The following is a 20545-nucleotide window of genomic DNA, read 5'->3' as shown; positions in this document are numbered from 1 at the left end:
GGCGGCGCGGCCGGCCGTCGCCCGGCGGGAGGCGGCGGGCCGCCGTGGGCCGACCAAGTGACGGGCACCGCAGAGGGCGGCCGTAACGTGTCGGGCGCAGCTCGCCGCGCACCGGGCACCCGGTGACCGCTGGCATCCGACATGAAGGGAACCCCCATGAGCGAGGCAGGCACCACGGCATCCCGCGTGGCGATCGTCACCGGCGCGGCGCGCGGTATCGGCGCGGCGACGGCCCAGCGGCTGGCGCAGGACGGCTTCGCCGTCGCCGTCCTCGACCTGGACGAGGGCGCGGCCAAGGGCACCGTCGAGGCGATCGAGGCCGCCGGCGGCCGGGCGCTGGCCGTCGGCGCCGACGTCAGCGACTCAGCGCAGGTCGAGGCCGCCGTCGAGCGGATCGCGACCGAGCTCGGCGCCCCGACCGTCCTGGTCAACAACGCCGGTGTGCTCCGCGACAACATGCTCTTCAAGATGAGCGACTCCGACTGGGACATCGTCATGAACGTGCACCTGCGCGGTGCCTTCCTCATGACCCGCGCCGCCCAGAAGCACATGATCGACCATAAGTGGGGCCGGATCGTCAACCTGTCCAGCACCTCGGCGCTGGGCAACCGCGGTCAGGCCAACTACTCCACCGCCAAGGCCGGTCTGCAGGGCTTCACCAAGACCCTCGCCATCGAGCTGGGCAAGTTCGGCGTCACCGCCAACGCCATCGCCCCCGGGTTCATCCAGACCGAGATGACCAAGGCGACCGCCGACCGCATGGGCGTCCCCTTCGACGACTTCATCAAGGGCGCGGCCTCGATGATCCCGGTGGCCCGCGTCGGCCAGCCCGAGGACATCGCGCACCTGGTGTCGTTCTTCGTCTCCGAGGGCGCGGGCTTCGTGTCCGGCCAGGTCGTCTACGCGGCCGGCGGCCCCAAGGCCTGACGAAGGACCCCGTCCTCCCCACCCTTCGCAGGCTCAGGGCGGGACCCGGGACGGGGCCGTTCCAGCACGTCACCTGGGCCGGGCAGCCGCATAGGCTGCCCGGCCTCGTGTCTTTCCAGTCCCGGAGGTCCCGTGTCCGAGCAGCCAGTCCTCGTCGAGCGCCGCGGTGCGGTGCAGGTCGTCACCATCAACCGCCCGCAGGCCAAGAACGCGCTGGACGCCGCGGTGGCCCGCGAGGTGGCCGCCGCGATGGACGAGCTCGACGGCGACGACGAGCTGCGCGCTGGAGTGCTCACCGGCGCCGGCGGCACCTTCTCCGCCGGCATGGACCTCAAGGCGTTCCTGCGCGGGGAGAGCCCGGCGATCCCGGGCCGCGGCCTGTGCGGCATCACCCGGACCCCGCCGCGCAAGCCGTTGATCGCCGCGGTGGAGGGCTGGGCGCTCGCCGGTGGGTTCGAGCTGGTCCTCGCCTGCGACCTGGTCGTCGCCGCGCGGACGGCCCGGTTCGGCGTCCCCGAGGTGAAGCGCTCGCTGGTGGCCGCCGGCGGGGCGGCGCTGCTGCTGCCGCAGCGCGTGCCGCGCGCCGTGGCCCTCGAGATGCTCCTGACCGGGGAGCCGGTGGACGCCGAGCGGGCCGCCGCCGCAGGCCTGGTGAACCGGGTGGTCGAGGAGGGCGGGGCGCTGGAGGCCGCCGTCGCGCTGGCCGGTGTCGTCGCCGCGAACGGCCCGCTGGCCGTCGCGGCCACCAAGGAGGTCGTGCGGTCCGCGCCCGGGTGGCCGGCCGACGAGGCCTGGGAGCGGCAGGAGGAGATCGTCCGCCCGGTCTTCGGCTCCGAGGACGCCCGCGAGGGGTCGACGGCGTTCGCGGAGCGGCGGGCGCCGGTGTGGCGGGGGCGCTGACCACCCGACACCCTCGGTGATGCGTTGCACAACGAGCAACATTGCACGGTGTGCACCTTTGTGCTGAAGTAGCTCCGTGACCGGACCCGGCCTGCGCGAGCGCAAGAAGCAGGACACCCGCGCCGCCCTGGCGGCCGCGACCCTCGACCTCGCCGAGGAGCACGGTCTGGCCGCGGTCACCGTCGAGCAGATCGCCGCCCGCGCCGGCGTCTCCTACCGCACGTTCTTCAACTACTTCTCCGCCAAGGAGGAGGCGTTGCTGCGGCCCACCGGCGGCGGGGGCAGCACGTTCGGGGCGCACCTGCTCGCGCAGGACGCCTCGCTGGCCCCGCTCGACGCCGCCCGGGCGGCCCTGCACGAGGAACTGAGCGCGCTCGAGGACGACGGCGCCGCCTGGCACCGCCGGCTGACGGTGATCGCCCAGGACGAGACGCTCCTCCCGCGCCTGGTCCAGCTCGGTGCCACGAACGAGCGGGAGATGGCCGAGGCCATCGCGACCCGGCTCGGCCAGGACGTCGAGCGCGACCTCTACCCGGGGCTGCTCGGTGCCGTCCTCGGGTGCGCCGTCCGCGTCACGCTGACCCGCTGGCACCGCCTGGAGGGGCGCACGCCGCTCCCGCGGCTGCTCGACGAGGCGCTCGACGCGCTCGCGGCCGGCCTGCCCGGTGCCCGGCCCGCCGGCAGCTGACCTCCCCGGGCGGACGACGACGTCCGCCCGGGCACCACTTTCCGCACGCCAACCGAGGAGAACCGTGTCCACCACTGCCGAACCCGCGGCCACGCCGGGCGGGAGCGGACCGGCGCTCGCGCCGATGTCCCAGCGCGAGGTGCTGCAGGCGCTGTCCGGCCTGTTCATGGGCATGTTCGTGGCCATCCTGGCCGCGACCATCGTGTCCAACGCGCTGCCGGTGATCATCCCCGAGATCGGCGGCAGCCAGTCGATCTACACCTGGGTCGTCACCGCCGAGCTGCTCGCCCTGACCGTCACCGTCCCCCTGTGGGGCAAGCTGGCCGACCTGTTCAGCCAGAAGCTGCTGTTGCAGATCTCCTTCGGGCTGTTCGTGGTCGGCTCGCTGCTCGCCGGGTTCTCCCAGGACACGACGACGCTGATCGTCGCCCGCGTCCTGCAGGGCATGGGCGCCGGTGGCCTCACCGCGCTGGTGCAGATCGTGATGGCGGCGATGATCCCGCCGCGCGAGCTCGGCCGGTACGCCGGTGTCTTCGGCGCGATCTTCGCCGTCGCCACCGTCGGTGGCCCGCTGATCGGCGGCGTCATCGTCGACACCGACTGGCTCGGCTGGCGCTTCTGCTTCCTGCTGGGGGTGCCGTTCACCCTGCTGGCCATGGTCCTGGTGCAGCGCACGCTGAAGCTGCCGGCCGTCCCGCGCCGCAAGGCGATGATCGACTGGTGGGGAGCTCTGCTCATCACCGGCGGCGTGAGCCTGCTGCTCATCTGGATCACCTTCGCCGGTGACAGGTACGACTGGCTCTCTCCCGAGACCGCCCTCATGGTCGGCGGAACCGTCGTCCTGCTGGGCCTGGCCGTGCTCGTCGAGTCGAGGGTGGCCGAGCCGGTCATCCCGCTCGACATCTTCCGCAGCCGCACGGTGACCCTCTCGGTGGTGGCCAGCGCCCTCGTCGGCGTCGCGATGTTCGGCGGCACCGTGTTCCTGGCCCAGTACCTGCAGGTGTCGCTGGGCTACTCGCCGACCGAGTCCGGGCTGCTGACCCTCCCGCTGGTGGGCGGTCTGCTGGTGTCCTCCACCGTCGCCGGTGCGCTGATCACCAAGACCGGCCGCTGGAAGGGCTGGCTGGTCGCCGGCGGCGTCCTGATGACCGTCGGCTTCGCCCTGTTCTCCACCATCGATGCGCAGACGTCCCCGTGGCTGCTCGGCGTCTTCATGGTGGTCCTGGGCGCCGGTGTCGGTGCGCTCATGCAGAACCTGGTGCTGGCCGCGCAGAACGACGTGCCGGCGCACGAGCTGGGCGCGGCCACCAGCGTGGTCTCGTTCTTCCGCAGCCTGGGCGGCACGGTCGGCGTCAGCGTGCTGGGCGCGCTGCTGGCCACCCGGGTCGCCGACGACCTCAGCGTGCTCGGCCCGATGGAGGGCGGCGGCGAGGCCGCGGCCCCGGACATGTCGGCGCTGCCGGAGCAGGTGCGTGAGCTGATCCGGAACGCCTACGCCGACGCCACGGCGGAGCTGTTCCTCATCGCGACGCCGCTGGCCGCACTCGCGCTGGTCGTCGTCCTCTTCATCAAGGAGAAGGCGCTGAAGACGACGTCCGGGGCGCAGCGCCTGGCCGAGGAGCAGCAGACCCTGCCGCTGCACTGATCCACCGCACCGCCGTGCCCCCCGGAGAGCTCCGCTCGCCGGGGGGCACGGCATAGCCCCGGGGCGCGGTCCGTTGCACCCGGTGTGACCCGCACGCCGCTCCGCCTCGCCGTCCTCGGTGACTCCCTCGCCTTCGGCACCGGCGCCGGCCGACCCGCCGACGCCCTGGGTCCCCGCCTCACCCGTGCCCTCTCGGCCGCCGGCTTCGACGTCGACCTGCACGTGCTCGCCGTGCCCGGCGCGGTCTCGGCCGGCCTGGCCGCGCAGGTCCGGCGGACGACGCCGCTGTTGCCCGACCTCGCCGTCGTCGTGGTCGGTGCCAACGACCTCGCCCGCTTCGTCCCGGCCGAGCAGGCGACGGCCGCCCTGGCCGACGCGGTGGGGGCCCTGCGCGCAGCAGGTACCGCCGTCGTCGTGGTGCCGGCGCCGGACATGTCGATGGTCCCGTTCGTGCCGCCCGCGCTCCGGCCGCTGGTGCAGGGCGCGTGCGCGGTGCTGCAGCGTCGGCAGGCCCAGGTGGCGGCGGCCGCCGGCGCCTCGGTGGCGCCGGTCGCGGGCGAGGTCGCCCGCGCGTTCGTCGCCGACCCGGCGCTGTTCTCCGCCGACCGGTTCCACCCGTCCTCGGCCGGCTACGCCCGGATCGCCGAGGTGCTCGAGCCCTACGTGCTCACCGCGGCCCGGGCCCGCCGGGACGCCGCCGCTGCCTGACCGGTCAGGCAGCGGCCGGCGCGCGCACCAGCCGGGCGGACAGCGGCTCGACGAAGCGGGTGAGCACGGGCCCGGTGACCGCGAGCACCAGCACGTAGCCCGTCGCGACGGGACCGACGGCCGGTAGCCCGGCGGTGACGGCCAGCCCGGCGATCACGATCGAGAACTCGCCGCGAGCGACCAGGGCGGTGCCGGCGCGCAGCCGGCCGGGCACGGCGACGCCGTCGCGCCGGGCGGCGAACCAGCCGGTGGCGATCTTCGTGACGGTGGTGACGGCGGCCAGTGCCAGCGCGGCGGGCAGCACCGGGAGGATGGCCCCCGGATCGGTGGCCAGTCCGAAGGCGACGAAGAAGGTGGCGGCGAACAGGTCCCGCAGCGGACCCAGGATCGCCCGGGCGCGCTCGGCGAAGGAGGCCGGCAACGCCAGCCCGACGAGGAACGCGCCGACCGCCGCGGAGGCACCCATCGCCTGGGCGGCCCCGGCCACCAGCAGGGTCAGCCCGATGAGCCGCAGCATGACCTGCTCGTCGTCGTCGTGGCTGAGCAGCCGCCCCAGCCGGTGCCCGTGCCGCTGCGCGGCCAGGAGCACCAGCAGGACGGCGCCCACGGCCAGCGCGATGCCCCCGGCGGCCTGCGCCGGCCCGTCGCCGGCCAGCGCCACCACGAGCAGCGGCAGGAAGAGGGCCATCGCCAGGTCCTCCAGGACCAGGACCGAGAGCACCGCCGGGGTCTCCCGGTTGGCCAGCCGCCCCAGGTCGCCGAGCAGCCGCGCGACGATGCCCGAGGACGAGATGTAGGTGACCCCGCCCAGCGCGAGCGCCCCCTGCCAGGGCAGCCCCAGGAGCAGCCCGGCGACGAAGCCGGGCGGGCCGTTGAGCACCAGGTCCACCAGCCCCGACGGCGCGTGCCGGCGGAAGGACGCGAACAGCTCCGTGGCGGAGAACTCCAGCCCCAGGGTGAGCAGCAGCAGGACCACGCCGATCTCAGCGGCCGCCTCCAGGAACGGTGCGGCGTTCTCCACCGGCACCAGCCCACCCTCGCCGAGGGCCAGCGCGGCCAGCAGGATGAACGGGACGGGGGAGAGGCCCAGCCGCCGGGCGAGCAGCCCGAGCAGCGAGAGGCCGAGGAAGAGCAGGCCCAGTTCGACCAGCAGGGCGGCGACGTGGTCCACCGCGGGCCTAGACCTGGCCGGCGATCCGCCGGTCCAGCTGCTCCAGACCGGCCGCGGAGCCGATGACGACGAGCACGTCGCCGGCGAAGAGCGCGTCGGCGGGAGCGGGGGAGGGGACGACGTCGGCGCCGCGCACGATGGCCACCACCGAGCAGCCGGTTACCGTGCGGGCCCGCGTGTCGCCCAGGGTCCGGCCGGCGAAGGGAGAGCCCTCCCGGACGGTGATCCGGGCCGACTCGAGCCCGGGGACCTCGCGGGAGAGGTCGGCGAACCGCTGGGTCAGGCGGGGGGCGCCCAGCACCTCGGCCAGGGCGTCGACCTCCTCCGGGTCGAGCCGGAACGTCTCCCGGGCGCGGTCGGGGTCGCGCCGGTCGAACACCGCGATCTCCGCACCGCCCTCGCGCTGCACGACGATGCCGAGCAGCTGACCCGACCGGGTCCTCATCTGGTAGCGCACGCCGACGCCGGGCAGCAGGGTCTCCTCGAGCTCCACGCCCGGCATCGTCGCAGACCCGCCGTCAGTCCAGCCGGTCCGCCAGCAGCTCGGCGAGGTGGCGGCCGCGCCGGTCGGTGAGCTGGTCGAGCTGGGTGCGGCAGGAGAACCCGTCGGCGAGGACGACGGCGTCGGGCGCGAGGTCGCGCACCGCGGGCAGCAGCTGCTGCTCGGCGATGGTCACCGAGACGTCGTGGTGGCCCTTCTCCACGCCCCAGTTGCCGGCCAGCCCGCAGCAACCGCCCAGCCGGGTCACGGTCGCGCCGGCCTGCGCCAGCAGCGCGGCATCGGCCGACCAGCCCATGACCGAGGTGTGGTGGCAGTGCGGCTGCGCGACGATCTGCACCCCGGCCAGCGACGGCGGCGTCCAGCCCGGCGTGGCGGCGAGCAGCTCGGCCAGCGTCCGCGTGCCCGCGGAGACCCGTTCCGCGGCGGGGCCGCCTACCAGTTCCAGCGTCTCCCCGCGCAGGGCCGCGGTGCAGGACGGCTCGACGCCGACGATGGGGATGCCCGCCTCCGCCAGCGGGGCCAGCGCCTCGACGGTGGCGGAGAGGATCTCCCGGGCGCGGTCCAGCTGGCCGGTGGTGATCCAGGTCAGACCGCAGCAGGTGTCGGCCCCGGGCACCTGCACCTCGTAGCCGGCGGCCTCCAGCACCCGCACGTTGGCGTGCGCGACCTCGGGGGCGAAGTGGTCGGTGAAGGAGTCCACCCACAGCGCGACCGGGGTACCGCCCCCAGGGCCATTGTCGCCACTTCGGCCCCGGGCGGCCCACTCCTGGCGGAAGGTGCGCGGCGCGAACGGCGGCACCTCCCGGCGCTGGTCCATGCCCGCGCCCCACTTGGCCAGCCGGCCGCCCAGCCGGGAGGCGAGGACGGCGTTGACCAGCTTCGGCGCCCGCGCGGCGAGGTCGGCCCAGAACGGCAGCCGGCCCAGCGTGTAGTGCGACATCGGCCGGAGCCGGCGCCGGTAGGACTGGTGCAGCACCTCTGCCTTGTAGGAGGCCATGTCCACGCCGGTCGGGCAGTCGCTCGAGCAGCCCTTGCAGGACAGGCAGAGGTCGAGCGCGTCGTGGACCTCCGGTGACCGCCAGTCCTTCACCGGCCCGCCGGGCGCGAGCATCTCCTGCAGCACCCGGGCGCGGCCGCGGGTGGTGTCCTTCTCCTCGCGGGTCGCCGGCCACGACGGGCACATGACGCCGCCGGACGACTGCAGGTCCGCACGGCACTTGCCGACGCCCGTGCAGCGGTGCACGGCGGCGGAGAAGTCGCCGCCGTCGTGCCGGTAGGCCAGGGCGAGCTGCTCGCGGTGCCGCGGCGCGACGGCCATGCGGATGTCGTCCTCGACCGGCACCGGGCGCACGAGCACGCCGGGGTTGAGCACGTCGGCCGGGTCGAACAACCCCTTGACCCGCTCGAAGAGGGACAGGACCTCCTGCGGGTACATCAGCGGGAGCAGCGCGCTGCGCGCCCGGCCGTCGCCGTGCTCGCCGGACAGCGATCCGCCGTAGCCGGCGACCAGGCGTGCGGCGTCCTCGACGAACGCCCGGTAGGCGCTCCGGCCCCCGTCGTCGCCGGTGCCGAAGGGGAAGTCGATCCGCACGTGCACGCAGCCGTCGCCGAAGTGGCCGTAGGGGACGCCCTGCAGCCCGTGGTTCCCGAGCAGGGCCTCGAACCCGCGCAGGTAGTCGCCCAGCCGCTCCACCGGGACGGCGGCGTCCTCCCAGCCGGCGTGCGCCGGGCGGCCGTCGGACGTGCGGTTGGCCAGCCCGGCGCCGTCCTCGCGGATTCGCCAGATCGCGGCCGCGTGCGCCGGGTCGGTGACCACCATCGAGTCGACGGCGCCGGCATCGGCGAGCACCCCGCGGGCCTTGCCCTCGACCTCGGCGACGGTGTCGCCGGTCAGCTCGACGATCAGCCAGCCCGCGCCCCGGGGCAGGTCCGGGACGACCGCGGCCGGCACGTCCCGCAGCCGCTGCACGATGCGCTCGTCGAGCCCCTCGACCGCCGTCGGCTCGTGGGGGAGCAGCCCCGGGGTGGCGTCGGCGGCGTCGGCCATCGACGGGTAGCCGAGGACCACCAGGCCGCGGACCGGGGCGTCGGTGACCAGCCGGACGGTGGCGCCGAGGACCACCGCCAGCGTCCCCTCGCTACCCACCAGCGCGCGGGCGACGTCGAACCCGCGCTCGGGCAGCAGGTGCTCCAGCGAGTAGCCCGACACCTGCCGGCCGAAGCGGCCGAACTCGGTGCGGATGGTGGCCAGCTCACCGGCCACCAGGGCCCGCAGGTCCGCCAGCACCCCGCCGGACGCGGCCGTTGCGGCCCCGGTTCCGAGGGTCAGCCGTTCCCCGGAGCCGGTCACCACGTCCAGGCCGACGACGTTGTCCGACGTTCGCCCGTAGCCCAGCGCCCGCGAGCCGCAGGCGTTGTTGCCGATCATCCCGCCCACCGTGCAGCGGTTGTGCGTGCTCGGGTCGGGGCCGAAGCGGAGCCCGTGCGGCTTCGCGGCGGTCTGCAGGGCGGCCTGCACGACGCCGGGGTCCACCGTGGCGGTCCGCGCCTCGGCGTCGACGGCGTGCACCCGGTGCAGGTACCGGCTGGTGTCCAGGACTACGCCGGCGCCCACCGCGTTGCCGGCGATCGAGGTGCCCGCGCCGCGCGCGGTCAGCGGCACACCGAGGGTCCGGCAGACCTCCAGGGCCGCCACGATCTCGTCGGTGTCGCGCGGGCGCACCACCGCCCGGGGCAGCACCCGGTACAGCGAGGCGTCCGAGGAGTACAGGGCGCGGGCCAGGCCGGAGTCGTCGACGTCGGTCAGCCCGGCGCGACGGAGCTCCGCCGCGACGGCGCGGCCGGCGTCGCGCTGCTCGGTCGAGGCGGGGGCAGCGGGTGCGCTCATGCCACCGAGTCTGGTCCGGGCCCGACGGCCGGTTCCATCCGGCCCCGGACGCACGTGTGGCCGGGCACCGTCGGGCCCGGCCACACCTGCGTCGACGACCGGAGGCCGTCAGCGGCGGATCACTCCGTCGGGGGCTCGTCCTTGCCCTCTTCCTCGAGGCGGTCGGCCTCTTCCTTGGTCTTGTGCACCGCGCCGTCGGCGTGCTCCGGCGGCCCGTAGACGGTGTAGAGGACCAGGGGGTTCTCCCCGGTGTTGAGGAAGTTGTGCTTCGTGCCGGCGGGGACGACGACGAGGTCGCCCTGGGCGACGTTCTTCTCCGAACCGGAGATGACGGCCTTCCCGATGCCGCTGACGAAAGTGAGGATCTGGTCGATGTCCTCGTGCGTCTCCTCGCCGATCTCGCCACCCGGCGGGATGGTCATGATGACGAGCTGGGTCTTCTTGCCGGTCCAGAGCACGCGACGGAAGTCGGGGCTCTTCTCGGCTTCGGTAGCGATCGTGTAGTGGATGACGGACGCCATGGGCGGCGCTCCTCTCGTCTCGAGGCTGCTGCGAGGTCGGGCGGTCGGTGTCGGCCGCCCGGGGTCTGCGCTGGTCCTGCCCCCGTGCGCGGTCGAGTAGTCCTCGGTTCACCGCTTGGTGGATCACCCGGCCGGTCGACGGAGGCGGTTGCGGGCTCCGGCGGGGTGTCCCAGCAGCCCCGTGAGACTGAAGCCACACCACCTCCCTTGTGGCCATGCCCCCCTGTGATCTAGCTTTCCCTGCCGGTACCACGCGGTACCGGCTGCGACACCGGGAGTCTGGCGGCCCGTTCGAGGGCCGGGCAGCTCCGGGGACGCCGCGCACGGTCGCGCGGCGCCATTCGATGGGAGTTCTGTGTACAGAGATCGTGATCAGAGGGGCGGGCGTCGCTTCGCGGGTCCAGCCGTCCTGCTCGGCACGGGCGCGGCCGCGACCGCATTCCTGCTGCTCATGGGCACGGTGTCCGAGGGAGCTGGTGACGTCCGGGACGGGGCGCTGCGCCTCAACGCCGGGCAGTCGGAGTTCGCCGACGGGTGGGACCGGCTGGCCAACGGCGTCGAGGACCTCGACGCCGGCGCGGCCAAGGTCGAGGACGGCGCCGGCACGTACGTGGCCGGCGTCCAGGAGTACAGCGCCGGCGTGAACACCTACGTCGACGGCGTCGGCCAGCTGGCCGACGGTTCGAAGCAGCTCGCCGACGGTTCGAGCGAGGCTGCCGCGGGCGCCAGCAAGCTGGAGAAGGGCGCGTCGGACCTCGACGCCGGCATCGGCAAGCTCTCCGCCGGCTCGGGTGCGGTCGCCAAGGGGGCCGCCGATCTCGACGCCGGCATCGGCAAGCTCTCCACCGGGTCGGGTGCGGTCACCAAGGGCGCGCAGGACGTCGCCGCCGGTCTGGGCACGCTCGGTGCGAGCACCACCAGGGACAGCAAGCTGGGGCAGGGCGCCGCGGCCATCGCCGCAGGCGGGGCCGCGCTCCGCGACGGGGCCCAGACCGTCAGCAGCGGGCTGGGTGAGGCGCAGACCGGTACGGACGGCCTCGCCGCCGCGCTGGCGACGGCCAACACCGAGGCCACGGAGGCGCTGGTCGGCATCACCGGCCCAGGCGGACTGGGCAGCAGCCTGCAGGCGGCCGGCGCCGGCGGTGCGCGACTCCAGGCACTGGCGGCGCAGTTCAACGGCGGGGCGACCCCGCTCACCGTGGCGGAGCAGGGGGAGCTGCTCGGTCTCTATGCGGCGGCTCTGGGCGACGTCCAGGCCGCGGGGACCAAGCTGAGCGCCGTCGGCCTCGACGTGGGCACGGCACGGGGCTACGTCCAGGGCGCCGCCGCGGGCGTGACCGACCTGCGCGACGGGCTGGGGGAGCTCAAGGCTGGCGTCGACACCCAGCTGCTGCCGGGCGCGGGCCGGCTCGCCGCCGGTGGCCGGGACCTGTCCAACGGCATCGGTCAGCTGAACGCCGGCATCGGTCAGGCGGCCGCGGGCGCCAACACGCTCGCCGCCGGCGCCGGGCAGGTCTCGGCCGGTCTGGGTGACGCCGCCAAGGGCTCGGGCACGCTCCGCGCCGGCGCCGGGCAGGTCTCGGCCGGTCTGGGTGACGCCGCGAAGGGCTCGGGCACGTTGCGCACCGGCGCCGGGGACCTCTCCGACGGCGTCGGTGAGATCGCGGCCGGCACCCGGAAGCTGGACGACGGCGTGGGCCAGCTCACCGCCAACAGCCCGAAGCTGACCGAGGGCGGCGCCAAGCTCAGCGCGGGCGGCTCCGAGCTCAAGGCCGGCATCGAGCAGCTCGCCAGCGGTACCCAGGAGCTGGCCGGCGGCGCGGACCAGCTCGACGCGGGTCAGCTGAAGCTCACTGCCGGCCAGGAGGAGCTGGCCGACGGTGCGACGGAGCTCGACGAGGGGGTCGATGCGTTCGCGCCCGGCACGCTCGCCCTGCCCGTGGGTCTCGCGTTCGCGCTCGCTGCCCTGGTGATGGCGGCCCTGCGGGTCCGCCGGTCCTCCCGGGCCGGTCACGCCGCGCCCTGACACCGCCCGGCGACCCGTCGCCCCGCCTTCCGCGAGGCGACGGGTCGTCACTCCGACAGCACTGCGGCCCGTCTCCGGAAGGAGGCGGGCCGCAGTGCGTCCGGGGCGCTCAGCGACGCTCGAGCAGCCCCACCACCGACGCGGTGGCCGCGTCCACGTCCTCCAGCAGCCGCACGGCCTCGCCCCGCTCGACGCGGGCGAGCATGAGCTCGTTGATCCCCCCGACGGCGGCCAGGACCAGTGGCCGGTCCACCGGCCGTACCTCGGCGGGGTGCTGCTCGGCCAGCTCTGCCGCGACCGAGCAGATGAGGTCCACGTAGCGGTCGAACACCTCCCGGCGCAGCGCCAGCGCGGAACGCCCGGCTGCCTGCACCTCCACCAGCGCTGCCCACGCGACGTCCGGCCCGGCCGCAAGCGTGCCCATGTAGGCGGCGATCCCGGCGTGCAGCCGCTCCCGCCACGGCAGACCCGCGGCGCGGGCCTCCTCCTGTGCGGTACGGACGGTCGCGAGCACCTTGTCGTTGGCCCGCGAGTACAGCTCGAGGAGGCAGTGCTCCTTGTCCCGGAAGTGCGTGTACACCACCGTCTTGGAGACCCGGCCCGCTCGCGCGATGTCGGCGATCGTCGTCGCCTGGTAGCCCTTCTCGGCCATGCACGCGGCCAGCGCCCACAGGATCCGTCCGCGGCGATGGCCGTCGTCGACGGCCGGGTCGCCGGTCGGGTCGAGGAGCGCGTGCACGAGGCGCAGAATCTCACGGGAGACGGTCCAGGTGGCTCAACTCACCTGTCCGTGCTGGAAGGACCGGCGCGGCGCCGGTGTAGGAGTAGGGGTGAGCATGCCGACACCCGCCCGGACGACGTCGCGCGCGTACGTGGCCTGGGCGGTCGGTCTGCTGGCCTACACGGTCGCGGTCTTCCACCGCTCCTCCCTCGGGGTCGCGGCCGTCGACGCGCAGGAGCGGTTCTCCGCCGGCGCTTCTGCGGTGTCGCTGTTCCTGGTGCTGCAGCTCGCCGTGTACGCCGGGCTGCAGGTGCCTGTCGGCGTGGCGCTGGACCGGTTCGGATCGCGGCGGATGATCCTCGCCGGGGCGCTCACCATGGCCGCCGGGCAGCTGGCGCTGGCGCTGGCCGTCGACGTGCCGACCGCGGTGGCCGCCCGGGTGCTGGTCGGCGCCGGTGACGCCATGACCTTCATCAGCGTGCTGCGGGTCGTGTCCCTGTGGTTCCCCGGCCGCACCGTGCCGCTGGTCACCCAGCTGACCGGCATCCTGGGTCAGCTGGGCTCCGTCGTGGCGGCCTACCCGCTGGTCGCCCTGCTGCACGGGACCTCGTGGGAAGCGACCTTCCTGGGCGCGGCGGCCACAGGCGTGCTCGTCGCCGTGCTGGTGCTGGTGGCGCTCCGGGACTCGCCGGCCGGCGACACCCGGGCCCCGGCGGTCGGCCTGGCCGCCGTGCGCCGCGGGCTCGTCGACACCTGGCGGGAGCCGGGCACCCGGCTGGGCCTCTACACGCACCTGGTCACCCAGTTCTCGGGCACGGTCTTCGCGCTGTTGTGGGGCTACCCGTTCCTGGTGGTCGGGCAGGGGCTCACCCCCGGGACGGCGGCGGCGCTGCTGACCCTGCTGGTCGTCGTCGGGATGGGCGTCGGACCGCTGCTGGGCCGCCTCTGCGGGCGGTGGCCGCTGCGCCGGTCGGTCCTGGTCTTCGCCATCCTGGCGGCCACGGTCACGGTGTGGACGGTCGTGCTGCTGTGGCCGGGTCCCGCGCCGCTGGCCCTGCTGGTGGCGCTGGCCGTCGTCCTCGGCACCAACGGCCCGGGGTCGATGATCGGCTTCGACTACGCGCGCACGGAGAACCCGGTGGAGCGCCTGGGCAGCGCGACCGGCGTGGTGAACGTCGGCGGCTTCGTCGCCTCGCTGCTGACGATCCTGGCCATCGGCGTGGTGCTCGACCTGCGCACGCCCGGGGCGTCGGCCGACTACGACCTCGCGGCGTTCCGGGCAGCCTTCGCGGTGCAGTACGTGTTCTGGGCGATCGGCCTGGTGGGCGTGCTGCGGCACCGGCGGCAGCTGCGGGCGCGCCTGGCCCGCGACGGGATCGTGCTCGCGCCGCTGCACACGGCGGTCCGCGCCCGGCTGCGCGGCAGCTCCGCCTATCGCTGACGCCGTCCGTGGCGGCTTCGCCTGCAGGGCCGGTCCGGCCGCGCGATAGTGGGGCATGTCGCTTCTCCCGCGGGCAGCCGCGGCCGGTCTGACCGCGCTGGCCGGCGTCGCCGTCCGCGACCTCCTGCAACGTGAGCACACCCTGCTGCGCAACTTCCCGGTGGTGGGCCGCGCCCGCTACCTGCTGGAGTCGATCGGTCCCGAGCTGCGCCAGTACCTGGTGGCCGGCAACAACGAGGAGCGGCCCTTCACCCGGGACCAGCGCCGCTGGGTCTACGCATCCAGCAAGCAGGAGAACAACTACTTCGGGTTCGGCACCGACAACGATCTGGAGTTCACGGCCGGCTACCCGGTGATCAAGCACCGCACCTTCGGCCGCGCCGTCCCCGCGTCGCACGTGCAGGCCGGCCAGGACGTCGAGCTGCCGTGCGCCAAGGTGCTCGGCGCCGCCCGGGGCCGGGCTCGGTCCTTCCGCCCGCCGTCGCTGGTCAACATCTCCGCGATGAGCTTCGGCTCGCTGTCCGGGGCGGCGGTGGAGGCACTCAACCGGGGGGCCGCGCTGGCCGGCTGCCTGCACAACACCGGTGAGGGCGGCATCTCCCGGTACCACCGCAACGGCGGGGAGCTCGTCTACCAGATCGGCACCGCCTACTTCGGCTGCCGGGACTCCTCCGGCCGCTTCGACCTCGGCCGGCTGAAGGACCTCGTGGCGGGTGCGCCGGTGCGCGCCCTGGAGATCAAGCTCAGCCAGGGTGCCAAGCCCGGCCTCGGCGGGGTGCTGCCGGCGGCCAAGGTGTCGGCGGAGATCGCCGCGGCCCGTGGCGTGCCCGAGGGCGTCGACTGCGTGAGCCCGTCCCGGCACGCCGAGTTCTCCGACGCCGACAGCCTGCTGGACTGGGTCGAGCTGCTGGCCGCGGAGACCGGGCTGCCGGTCGGCATCAAGTCCGCGGTGGGCGACATGGAGTTCTGGGACGAGCTCACCGGGCTGATGGCCGGCACCGGTCGCGGGGTGGACTTCGTGACGATCGACGGGGGCGAGGGCGGCACCGGTGCCGCGCCGCTGATCTTCACCGACTCGGTGTCGCTGCCCTTCCAGCTCGGCTTCGCGCGCGTCCACGCGACGTTCGCCCGGGCCGGCCTGGCCGACGACGTCGTCTTCGTCGGCGCCGGGAAGCTCGGGCTGCCCGACAACGCGGTGGTCGCCTTCGCCCTCGGCTGCGACCTGGTCAACGTCGGCCGCGAGGCGATGCTGGCGATCGGCTGCATCCAGGCCCAGAAGTGCCACACCGACACCTGCCCGACCGGGGTGGCGACGCAGAACTCCTGGCTGGCGCACGGGCTCGACCCGGCGCTGAAGTCCACCCGGGCAGCGAACTACCTGCGCACCCTGCGCCGGGACCTGCTGAAGGTGGCCGAGGCGTGCGGGGTGGAGCACCCCGGCCTGATCGACCCCGACTCGGTGGAGATCCTCACCGGGCGCACGACGTCCAGCCCGCTGCGCGAGGTGTACGGCTACGAGGCGGGCTGGGGGCTGCCGTCGGCGGCCGACCGGGCCGCCGTCGTCGCGCTCATGACCGGGGAGGAGTCCGGCGGAGGCTCCGCCCCGCCGTCCTCGACCGCCGTGGGGTGAGGTCGGGGCGGCCCGCGCGCGCCGTCGACGGATCGGATCGATGTCGTCGTCCCGGATCCGGATGGGCCGGGCGCCTGCGGGGCACAGCGGGGGAGCACCTCCGGTCCAACCCGTGGGTCGGAGTCGTCGAAGGAGTCCTCATGAACCGCACCTCCCTCCCCACCCGACGCTGGCGCACGGGCGTGGCCGCGGTCGCCATCGCCGCCGCGTCGTTCACCATGACCGCCTGCGGCGGCGAGGCCGGCGAGGAGGGCGGGGTCATGGAGCAGGAGGAGGGCGGCGAGGACGAGGGCGGCGAGGAGGAGGACGACTGACGCCGCGACTCAGCCGCCGTTGCCGCGCAGCAGGTCCTCGAAGGACGTCGTCGGGTCGGCGAACGGATCGGCCGGGGCCGTCGGCGGGCGGGCGGCCACGAGGTCGGCCAGCTCGCCGGCGGCGCGCCGGACCCGCCCGGTGAGCGCCGGGGTGCCGGCGTCGCCGCCCGCCCAGTCCTCGGAGGCGGCGAACACCGCGGTGGGTGCCACCGTCGCCCGCAGGTAGGCGAAGAGCGGGCGCATCGCGTGCTCCAGCGCCAGGGAGTGCCGGGCGGTGCCCGCCGTCGCGCCCAGGAGCACCGGCTTGCCGGTGAGCGCGTCCTTGTCCAGCACGTCGAAGAACGTCTTGAACAGGCCGCTGTAGGACGCCGAGAAGATCGGTGTGACGGCGATCAGCCCGTCGGCACCCACGACGGTGTCGACCGCCCCGCGCAGCGCCTCGTCCGGGAAACCGGTCAGCAGGTTGTCGGCCAGGTCTCGGGCGTGCTGCCGCAGCTCCACCACCTCGACGGTGGCGGTGACGCCCCGCTCGCGCAGGGCGTCCACCGTCGCCGCCGTCAGCCGGTCGGCGAGCAGCCGGGTGGACGACGGGACGCCGAGCCCGGCGCTCACCACGGCCAGGGTCCGCGTGCTCATCGGGCCGCCGCCTCCGCCGTCCTGCCGGTGACCTCGTCGCCGCCGGCGTGGACCGTCGCGTCCTTCGCGCCGCCGGCCGCGGCCACCCGCGAGGCGTGGGTCGGGGCGTCGGGCACGTGCGCCGGCTTGAGGGCGGCGAACTCGCGGCGGAGCACCGGGACGACCTCCTCGCCGAGGATGTCGAGCTGCTCGAGGACCGTCTTCAGCGGCAGCCCGGCGTGGTCGATGAGGAACAGCTGGCGCTGGTAGTCCCCGACGTAGTCGCGGAAGCCCAGGGTCCGCTCGATGACCTGCTGCGGGCTGCCGACGGTCAGCGGCGTCTCCCGGCTGAAGTCCTCCAGCGACGGGCCGTGGCCGTAGACCGGCGCGTTGTCGAAGTACGGCCGGAACTCGGCCACGGCGTCCTGGCTGTTCTTCCGCATGAACACCTGACCCCCCAGACCGACGACGGCCTGGTCGGCGGCGCCGTGGCCGTAGTGCTCGTAGCGGCGGCGGTAGAACTCGACCATCTTCTGGGTGTGCTCCTTCGGCCAGAAGATGTGGTTGTGGAAGAAGCCGTCGCCGTAGTACGCGGCCTGCTCGGCGATCTGCGGGCTGCGGATCGACCCGTGCCAGACGAACGGCGGCACGCCGTCGAGCGGGCGCGGGGTGGAGGTGAAGCCCTGCAGCGGGGTGCGGTACTTGCCCTGCCAGTCGACGACGTCCTCGGTCCAGAGCCGGCGCAGCAGCGCGTAGTTCTCCACCGCGAGCTCGATGCCGTTGCGGATGTCCTGGCCGAACCACGGGTAGACCGGACCGGTGTTGCCGCGGCCCATCATCAGGTCGACGCGGCCCTCGGCCAGGTGCTGGAGCATCGCGTAGTCCTCGGCGATCTTCACCGGGTCGTTGGTGGTGATCAGCGTCGTGGACGTGGAGAGGTGGAGCTTCTCCGTCCGGGCGGCGATCCAGGCGAGCGTCGTCGTGGGGGAGGAGGAGAAGAACGGGGGGTTGTGGTGCTCGCCGAGCGCGAAGACGTCGAGCCCGACCTCCTCGGCCTTCTGCGCGATGGTCAGGACCGCCTTGAGGCGCTCGGCCTCGGTGGGCGTGCGGCCGTTGGTCGGGTCCTGGGTGATGTCGCTGACCGTGAAGATGCCGAACTGCATGTCCGCCTCCGTGGCTAGTTGAGAGTGCAACTATCTCATGGAACTCGGCCGGGTCCCGTTCTATGCCCCAGCCGCGCCCCTCGGAGCGAGGAGGGCGACGGCAGCGTTCCGTAGCGGATCTTGCACGCGCCGACGCGGCGTCCCCCAGCGGCCGGGTCGGATGGTCACGGACCTGTCACGGCGGCTCACTGGGTGTACGGCCTCTGGCAGATTCGGAGGCACCTACTTCCCAGGGGGGCACATGCGGAAGGTCCGGCAGGTCGAGTTCGCCGACAACCGAGTGGTGGACGGCGCGGCGCCACCGGACGGGCGGCCGCCCGCGGTGCCCCCGCGGCTGACCGGCGACCTGGACACGCTGCTCGACCACCGACCCGCCTTCCGCGGCGCGGTGCGCGGCTACGACCGGCTCGAGGTGGACAACTACGTCGCCTGGGCCGAGGCGGAGCTCGCGACGGCGCAGCGGGAGCGCGAGCACCTGCTGGACCGGATGGCGTCCTACGCGGCGGACCTGGCGATCTTCCGCCGGATGCTCGACGAGCAGCCGGCCACCCGCCCCTCGGTGACCGACCGGGTGGGGGAGGTGCTGCGCCTGGCCGAGGCCCAGGCCACGCAGGTGCTGGAGGCCGCCGACGCGGAGGCGGCCCGGCTGGTCGCCGACGCCCGGCTGGAGGCCGACGCCCGGCTGCGCAAGGCGCACGAGATCAAGGAGATGGCCGTCCACTCCGCCGACCAGCTCCGGGTTGCCGCGCAGCACGACCGGGCGCAGGCCGCCGCGCTGCTGGCCCAGGCCCGCGAGGGTGCGGCCGCGCTGCTGAGCGAGGCGGCCGAGGAGCGGGACCGGCTGGCCGCCGAGGCCGTCGGGCTCCGCGAGCAGGCGGCGGCGGAGACCGTGCGCGACCGGGACCGGTTGGCCGCGGAGGTGGCCGACCTGCAGCGCCGGCGCGACGAGGCCCGGGCGGCGCTGCGCGAGCTGACCGACCGGCTGGGTGAGGCGCTGCGCGCGGTGGGCGTGCCCGACCCGGACGACTTCGCGCTCGCCGGCGGTGCGGAGTCCGCCCGGGTCTGACCGGGACCGGATTCCCGGCGCGGCCGGTGGCACGCTCGCCGGGGGGGAATGAGACGCTGACCGCACCGGTGGTCGGCGCCGGCGGACGGTTCCGAGGAGGTCAGCTGTGGACGAGGTCAGCGAGGTCGTGCAGATCGACGGCGGTGTCGTCGTGGGGCACGACGGGTCGAAGTGCGCTCAGGAGGCACTCCTGTGGGCGGGGCGGCTGGCCCGGCGTGCCGACCTCGATCTGCACGTGGTCCGCGCCTGGTCCATGACCACGGCGCCGCAGCCGAGTTCGTGGGAGGTCGGCTACGTGCCGCCGCTGGCCGACTGGGAGAAGGCGGTCCTTGACGAGCTGACCGCGCACGTGGCGGCCGCGGGGCTGGACCCGGCCGTGCGGGTGCACTGTCACGCGGTCCACCGCGCGCCGGTGCAGGCCATGCTCGGCGCCGCCGAGGGGGCCAACCTGCTCGTCGTGGGCGCGCGCGGCAAGGGCGGCTTCGCCGGGCTGCTGCTCGGCTCGGTCAGCGACCAGCTCGTCCACCACGCGCCGTGCCCGGTGACGGTGATCCGCAGCGGCCACGGCGGCCGCGAGTTCACCGAGGCGCAGGGCGAGCCGGTGGTCGCCGCAGAGTGACCCCGCAGGGGGGTCGCGCGCGTCGTGCACACTGCCGCTGACCTGCGGAGCGGCCGCGGGGGGCGGAGGAGCGACGTGCGGGACTTCAGCGGGACGACGGTGGTCGCGGTCGGGGAGGGTCCCGAGGACGTCCTCGTCGACGGCGAGGGCCGGGTCTACAGCGGCCTCGCCGACGGCCGGATCGTGCGCGTCGGCGGTCCCGGGGGCCCGGTCGAGACGATCGCCCGCGTGCCGGGCCGGCCCCTGGGTCTGGAGTTCCTGGGCGAGGACGAGCTGCTGGTCTGCGCCTCCGACGCCGGCCTGCTGGCGGTGACGCTCGCCGACGGCGCGGTGCGCACCCTGGTGGACCGGGTCGCGGGCGCGCCGCTGGAGGCGGTCAACAACGCCGCGGTGGCCGCCGACGGGACGATCTACTTCACCGACTCCTCGCAACGCTTCCGCATCCCCGACTGGCGGGCGGACCTGGTGCAGCGGACGGCGAGCGGGCGGCTGTTCCGCCGCACTCCCGAGGGAGCGGTGACGCTGCTCCTCGACGGCCTGGAATTCGCCAACGGGGTGGCGCTGGCCGCGGACGGGTCGTGGGTCGCCGTGGCGGAGACCGGCGCGGCCCGGGTCCGGCGCGTGTGGCTGACGGGGGAGCGGTCGGGGGTCGCGGAGGACCTGGTCGACGACCTCCCCGGGCACCCGGACAACATCGCCCTGGGGTCCGACGGGCTGGTGTGGATCACGCTGCCGAGCCCGCGGGTGACCTCGCTGGCCGCCATCCACCGTCTTCCGGCACCGCTGCGGGTCCTGCTCAGCCGGCTGCCGCGGTGGCTGCAGCCCAGGCCCGGGCGCACGCTGGGCGTCCTCGCGGTCGACGGGTCGGGCCGCGAGGTGCACCGGATCAGCGGGGAGATCCCCGGCTTCGAGATGCTCACCGGCGTCCGGGAGGCCGACGGACGGCTGTGGTTCGGCAGCCTCACCGGCGGCACGGTGGCCACTCTCGCGGTGTGATCGCG

Annotated in this window: 19 protein-coding genes; 12 read left to right on the top strand and 7 right to left on the bottom strand. The window is 74.6% G+C overall.

The annotated features are described in order from the left end of the window. Positions 1–156 precede the first annotated feature (156 nt). The 5 genes from fabG to GCU60_RS04535 all read left to right on the top strand — a co-directional run bounded on the left by fabG (position 157) and on the right by GCU60_RS04535 (position 4868). Complete coding sequence (fabG, locus tag GCU60_RS04555) at positions 157–927, top strand: 3-oxoacyl-ACP reductase FabG (RefSeq protein WP_163202684.1); 771 nt, start codon at positions 157–159, stop codon at positions 925–927. A gap of 132 nt (positions 928–1059) precedes the next feature. Beyond that, positions 1060–1827: a crotonase/enoyl-CoA hydratase family protein gene (locus tag GCU60_RS04550; RefSeq protein WP_163202682.1), complete on the top strand. Its 768-nt coding sequence runs from the start codon at positions 1060–1062 to the stop codon at positions 1825–1827. Positions 1828–1903: 76 nt separating this feature from the next. Then, positions 1904–2515, top strand: coding sequence for a TetR family transcriptional regulator (locus GCU60_RS04545; RefSeq protein ID WP_163202680.1), 612 nt, complete (start codon positions 1904–1906; stop codon positions 2513–2515). 64 nt (positions 2516–2579) lie between these two features. Continuing rightward, positions 2580–4160: an MDR family MFS transporter gene (locus GCU60_RS04540; protein WP_345770390.1), complete on the top strand. Its 1581-nt coding sequence runs from the start codon at positions 2580–2582 to the stop codon at positions 4158–4160. A gap of 84 nt (positions 4161–4244) precedes the next feature. Then, a complete protein-coding gene (locus tag GCU60_RS04535) occupies positions 4245–4868 on the top strand; it encodes a GDSL-type esterase/lipase family protein (protein WP_163202677.1) in 624 nt (207 codons plus the stop codon). Positions 4869–4872: 4 nt separating this feature from the next. On the opposite strand, the gene GCU60_RS04530 is transcribed toward GCU60_RS04535, so the two are convergent. From GCU60_RS04530 to GCU60_RS04515, 4 genes are all read right to left on the bottom strand, one after another. Next, on the bottom strand, positions 4873–6039 hold the full coding sequence (locus tag GCU60_RS04530) for a cation:proton antiporter (RefSeq protein WP_163202675.1): 1167 nt from the start codon (positions 6037–6039) through the stop codon (positions 4873–4875). Positions 6040–6046: 7 nt separating this feature from the next. Then, complete coding sequence (locus GCU60_RS04525) at positions 6047–6532, bottom strand: cation:proton antiporter regulatory subunit (RefSeq protein WP_163202673.1); 486 nt, start codon at positions 6530–6532, stop codon at positions 6047–6049. A gap of 25 nt (positions 6533–6557) precedes the next feature. Continuing rightward, the gene (locus GCU60_RS04520) at positions 6558–9428 is read right to left on the bottom strand and encodes an FAD-binding and (Fe-S)-binding domain-containing protein (RefSeq protein WP_163202670.1); all 2871 of its coding nucleotides are present in this window, start codon (positions 9426–9428) and stop codon (positions 6558–6560) included. Between the two features lie 119 nt (positions 9429–9547). Continuing rightward, entirely contained in the window at positions 9548–9949 is a 402-nt protein-coding gene (locus GCU60_RS04515; RefSeq protein WP_104529322.1) for a cupin domain-containing protein, read from the bottom strand. A 460-nt stretch (positions 9950–10409) separates the two neighbouring features. On the opposite strand from GCU60_RS04515, the gene GCU60_RS04510 reads away from it, so the two are divergent. Next, the gene (locus tag GCU60_RS04510) at positions 10410–11975 is read left to right on the top strand and encodes a hypothetical protein (RefSeq protein WP_163202668.1); all 1566 of its coding nucleotides are present in this window, start codon (positions 10410–10412) and stop codon (positions 11973–11975) included. A 109-nt stretch (positions 11976–12084) separates the two neighbouring features. On the opposite strand, the gene GCU60_RS04505 is transcribed toward GCU60_RS04510, so the two are convergent. Further along, complete coding sequence (locus GCU60_RS04505) at positions 12085–12714, bottom strand: TetR family transcriptional regulator (RefSeq protein ID WP_163202666.1); 630 nt, start codon at positions 12712–12714, stop codon at positions 12085–12087. Between the two features lie 97 nt (positions 12715–12811). Between GCU60_RS04505 and GCU60_RS04500 the strand changes: the two genes are divergently transcribed. The 3 genes from GCU60_RS04500 (at position 12812) to GCU60_RS04490 (ending at position 16081) form a co-directional block, all read left to right on the top strand. Next, positions 12812–14137 carry an MFS transporter gene (locus tag GCU60_RS04500; RefSeq protein ID WP_163202909.1) on the top strand — a complete coding sequence of 442 codons (1326 nt, stop codon included), beginning with the start codon at positions 12812–12814 and terminating at the stop codon, positions 14135–14137. A gap of 55 nt (positions 14138–14192) precedes the next feature. Then, on the top strand, positions 14193–15767 hold the full coding sequence (locus tag GCU60_RS04495) for an FMN-binding glutamate synthase family protein (protein ID WP_163202664.1): 1575 nt from the start codon (positions 14193–14195) through the stop codon (positions 15765–15767). Between the two features lie 140 nt (positions 15768–15907). Beyond that, complete coding sequence (locus GCU60_RS04490) at positions 15908–16081, top strand: hypothetical protein (protein ID WP_163202662.1); 174 nt, start codon at positions 15908–15910, stop codon at positions 16079–16081. A 9-nt stretch (positions 16082–16090) separates the two neighbouring features. Here GCU60_RS04490 and GCU60_RS04485 read toward each other — a convergent pair whose 3' ends face one another. Together GCU60_RS04485 and GCU60_RS04480 are read right to left on the bottom strand one after the other, a co-directional pair. Beyond that, complete coding sequence (locus GCU60_RS04485; protein ID WP_163202659.1) at positions 16091–16717, bottom strand: FMN reductase; 627 nt, start codon at positions 16715–16717, stop codon at positions 16091–16093. Continuing rightward, positions 16714–17859, bottom strand: coding sequence for an LLM class flavin-dependent oxidoreductase (locus GCU60_RS04480; protein WP_163202657.1), 1146 nt, complete (start codon positions 17857–17859; stop codon positions 16714–16716). The genes GCU60_RS04485 and GCU60_RS04480 overlap by 4 nt, the downstream gene beginning before the upstream one ends. 241 nt (positions 17860–18100) lie before the next feature. Between GCU60_RS04480 and GCU60_RS04475 the strand changes: the two genes are divergently transcribed. The 3 genes from GCU60_RS04475 (at position 18101) to GCU60_RS04465 (ending at position 20540) form a co-directional block, all read left to right on the top strand. Continuing rightward, a complete protein-coding gene (locus GCU60_RS04475; RefSeq protein WP_163202655.1) occupies positions 18101–18925 on the top strand; it encodes a DivIVA domain-containing protein in 825 nt (274 codons plus the stop codon). Positions 18926–19031: 106 nt separating this feature from the next. Next, positions 19032–19544, top strand: coding sequence for a universal stress protein (locus tag GCU60_RS04470; protein ID WP_163202653.1), 513 nt, complete (start codon positions 19032–19034; stop codon positions 19542–19544). 75 nt (positions 19545–19619) lie between these two features. Continuing rightward, positions 19620–20540: an SMP-30/gluconolactonase/LRE family protein gene (locus GCU60_RS04465; protein ID WP_163202650.1), complete on the top strand. Its 921-nt coding sequence runs from the start codon at positions 19620–19622 to the stop codon at positions 20538–20540. The last annotated feature ends 5 nt before the right edge of the window (positions 20541–20545 follow it).

The organism is Blastococcus saxobsidens, from assembly GCF_010682065.1.
Lineage (GTDB): Bacteria > Actinomycetota > Actinomycetes > Mycobacteriales > Geodermatophilaceae > Blastococcus > Blastococcus saxobsidens_B.
The sequence above is the reverse complement of the archived record's forward strand: the minus strand, read 5'-3'. Positions and strand labels throughout refer to the sequence as shown.

Bases quoted from the DNA above. Each gene is read 5' to 3' on its own strand.
- GCU60_RS04485 (WP_163202659.1), bottom strand. From the start codon at position 16,717: ATGAGCACGCGGACCCTGGCCGTGGTGAGCGCCGGGCTCGGCGTCCCG.
- GCU60_RS04515 (WP_104529322.1), bottom strand. From the start codon at position 9,949: ATGGCGTCCGTCATCCACTACACGATCGCTACCGAAGCCGAGAAGAGC.
- GCU60_RS04500 (WP_163202909.1), top strand. From the start codon at position 12,812: ATGCCGACACCCGCCCGGACGACGTCGCGCGCGTACGTGGCCTGGGCG.
- fabG (WP_163202684.1), top strand. From the start codon at position 157: ATGAGCGAGGCAGGCACCACGGCATCCCGCGTGGCGATCGTCACCGGC.
- GCU60_RS04490 (WP_163202662.1), top strand. From the start codon at position 15,908: ATGAACCGCACCTCCCTCCCCACCCGACGCTGGCGCACGGGCGTGGCC.
- GCU60_RS04480 (WP_163202657.1), bottom strand. From the start codon at position 17,859: ATGCAGTTCGGCATCTTCACGGTCAGCGACATCACCCAGGACCCGACC.
- GCU60_RS04520 (WP_163202670.1), bottom strand. From the start codon at position 9,428: ATGAGCGCACCCGCTGCCCCCGCCTCGACCGAGCAGCGCGACGCCGGC.
- GCU60_RS04495 (WP_163202664.1), top strand. From the start codon at position 14,193: ATGTCGCTTCTCCCGCGGGCAGCCGCGGCCGGTCTGACCGCGCTGGCC.
- GCU60_RS04475 (WP_163202655.1), top strand. From the start codon at position 18,101: ATGCGGAAGGTCCGGCAGGTCGAGTTCGCCGACAACCGAGTGGTGGAC.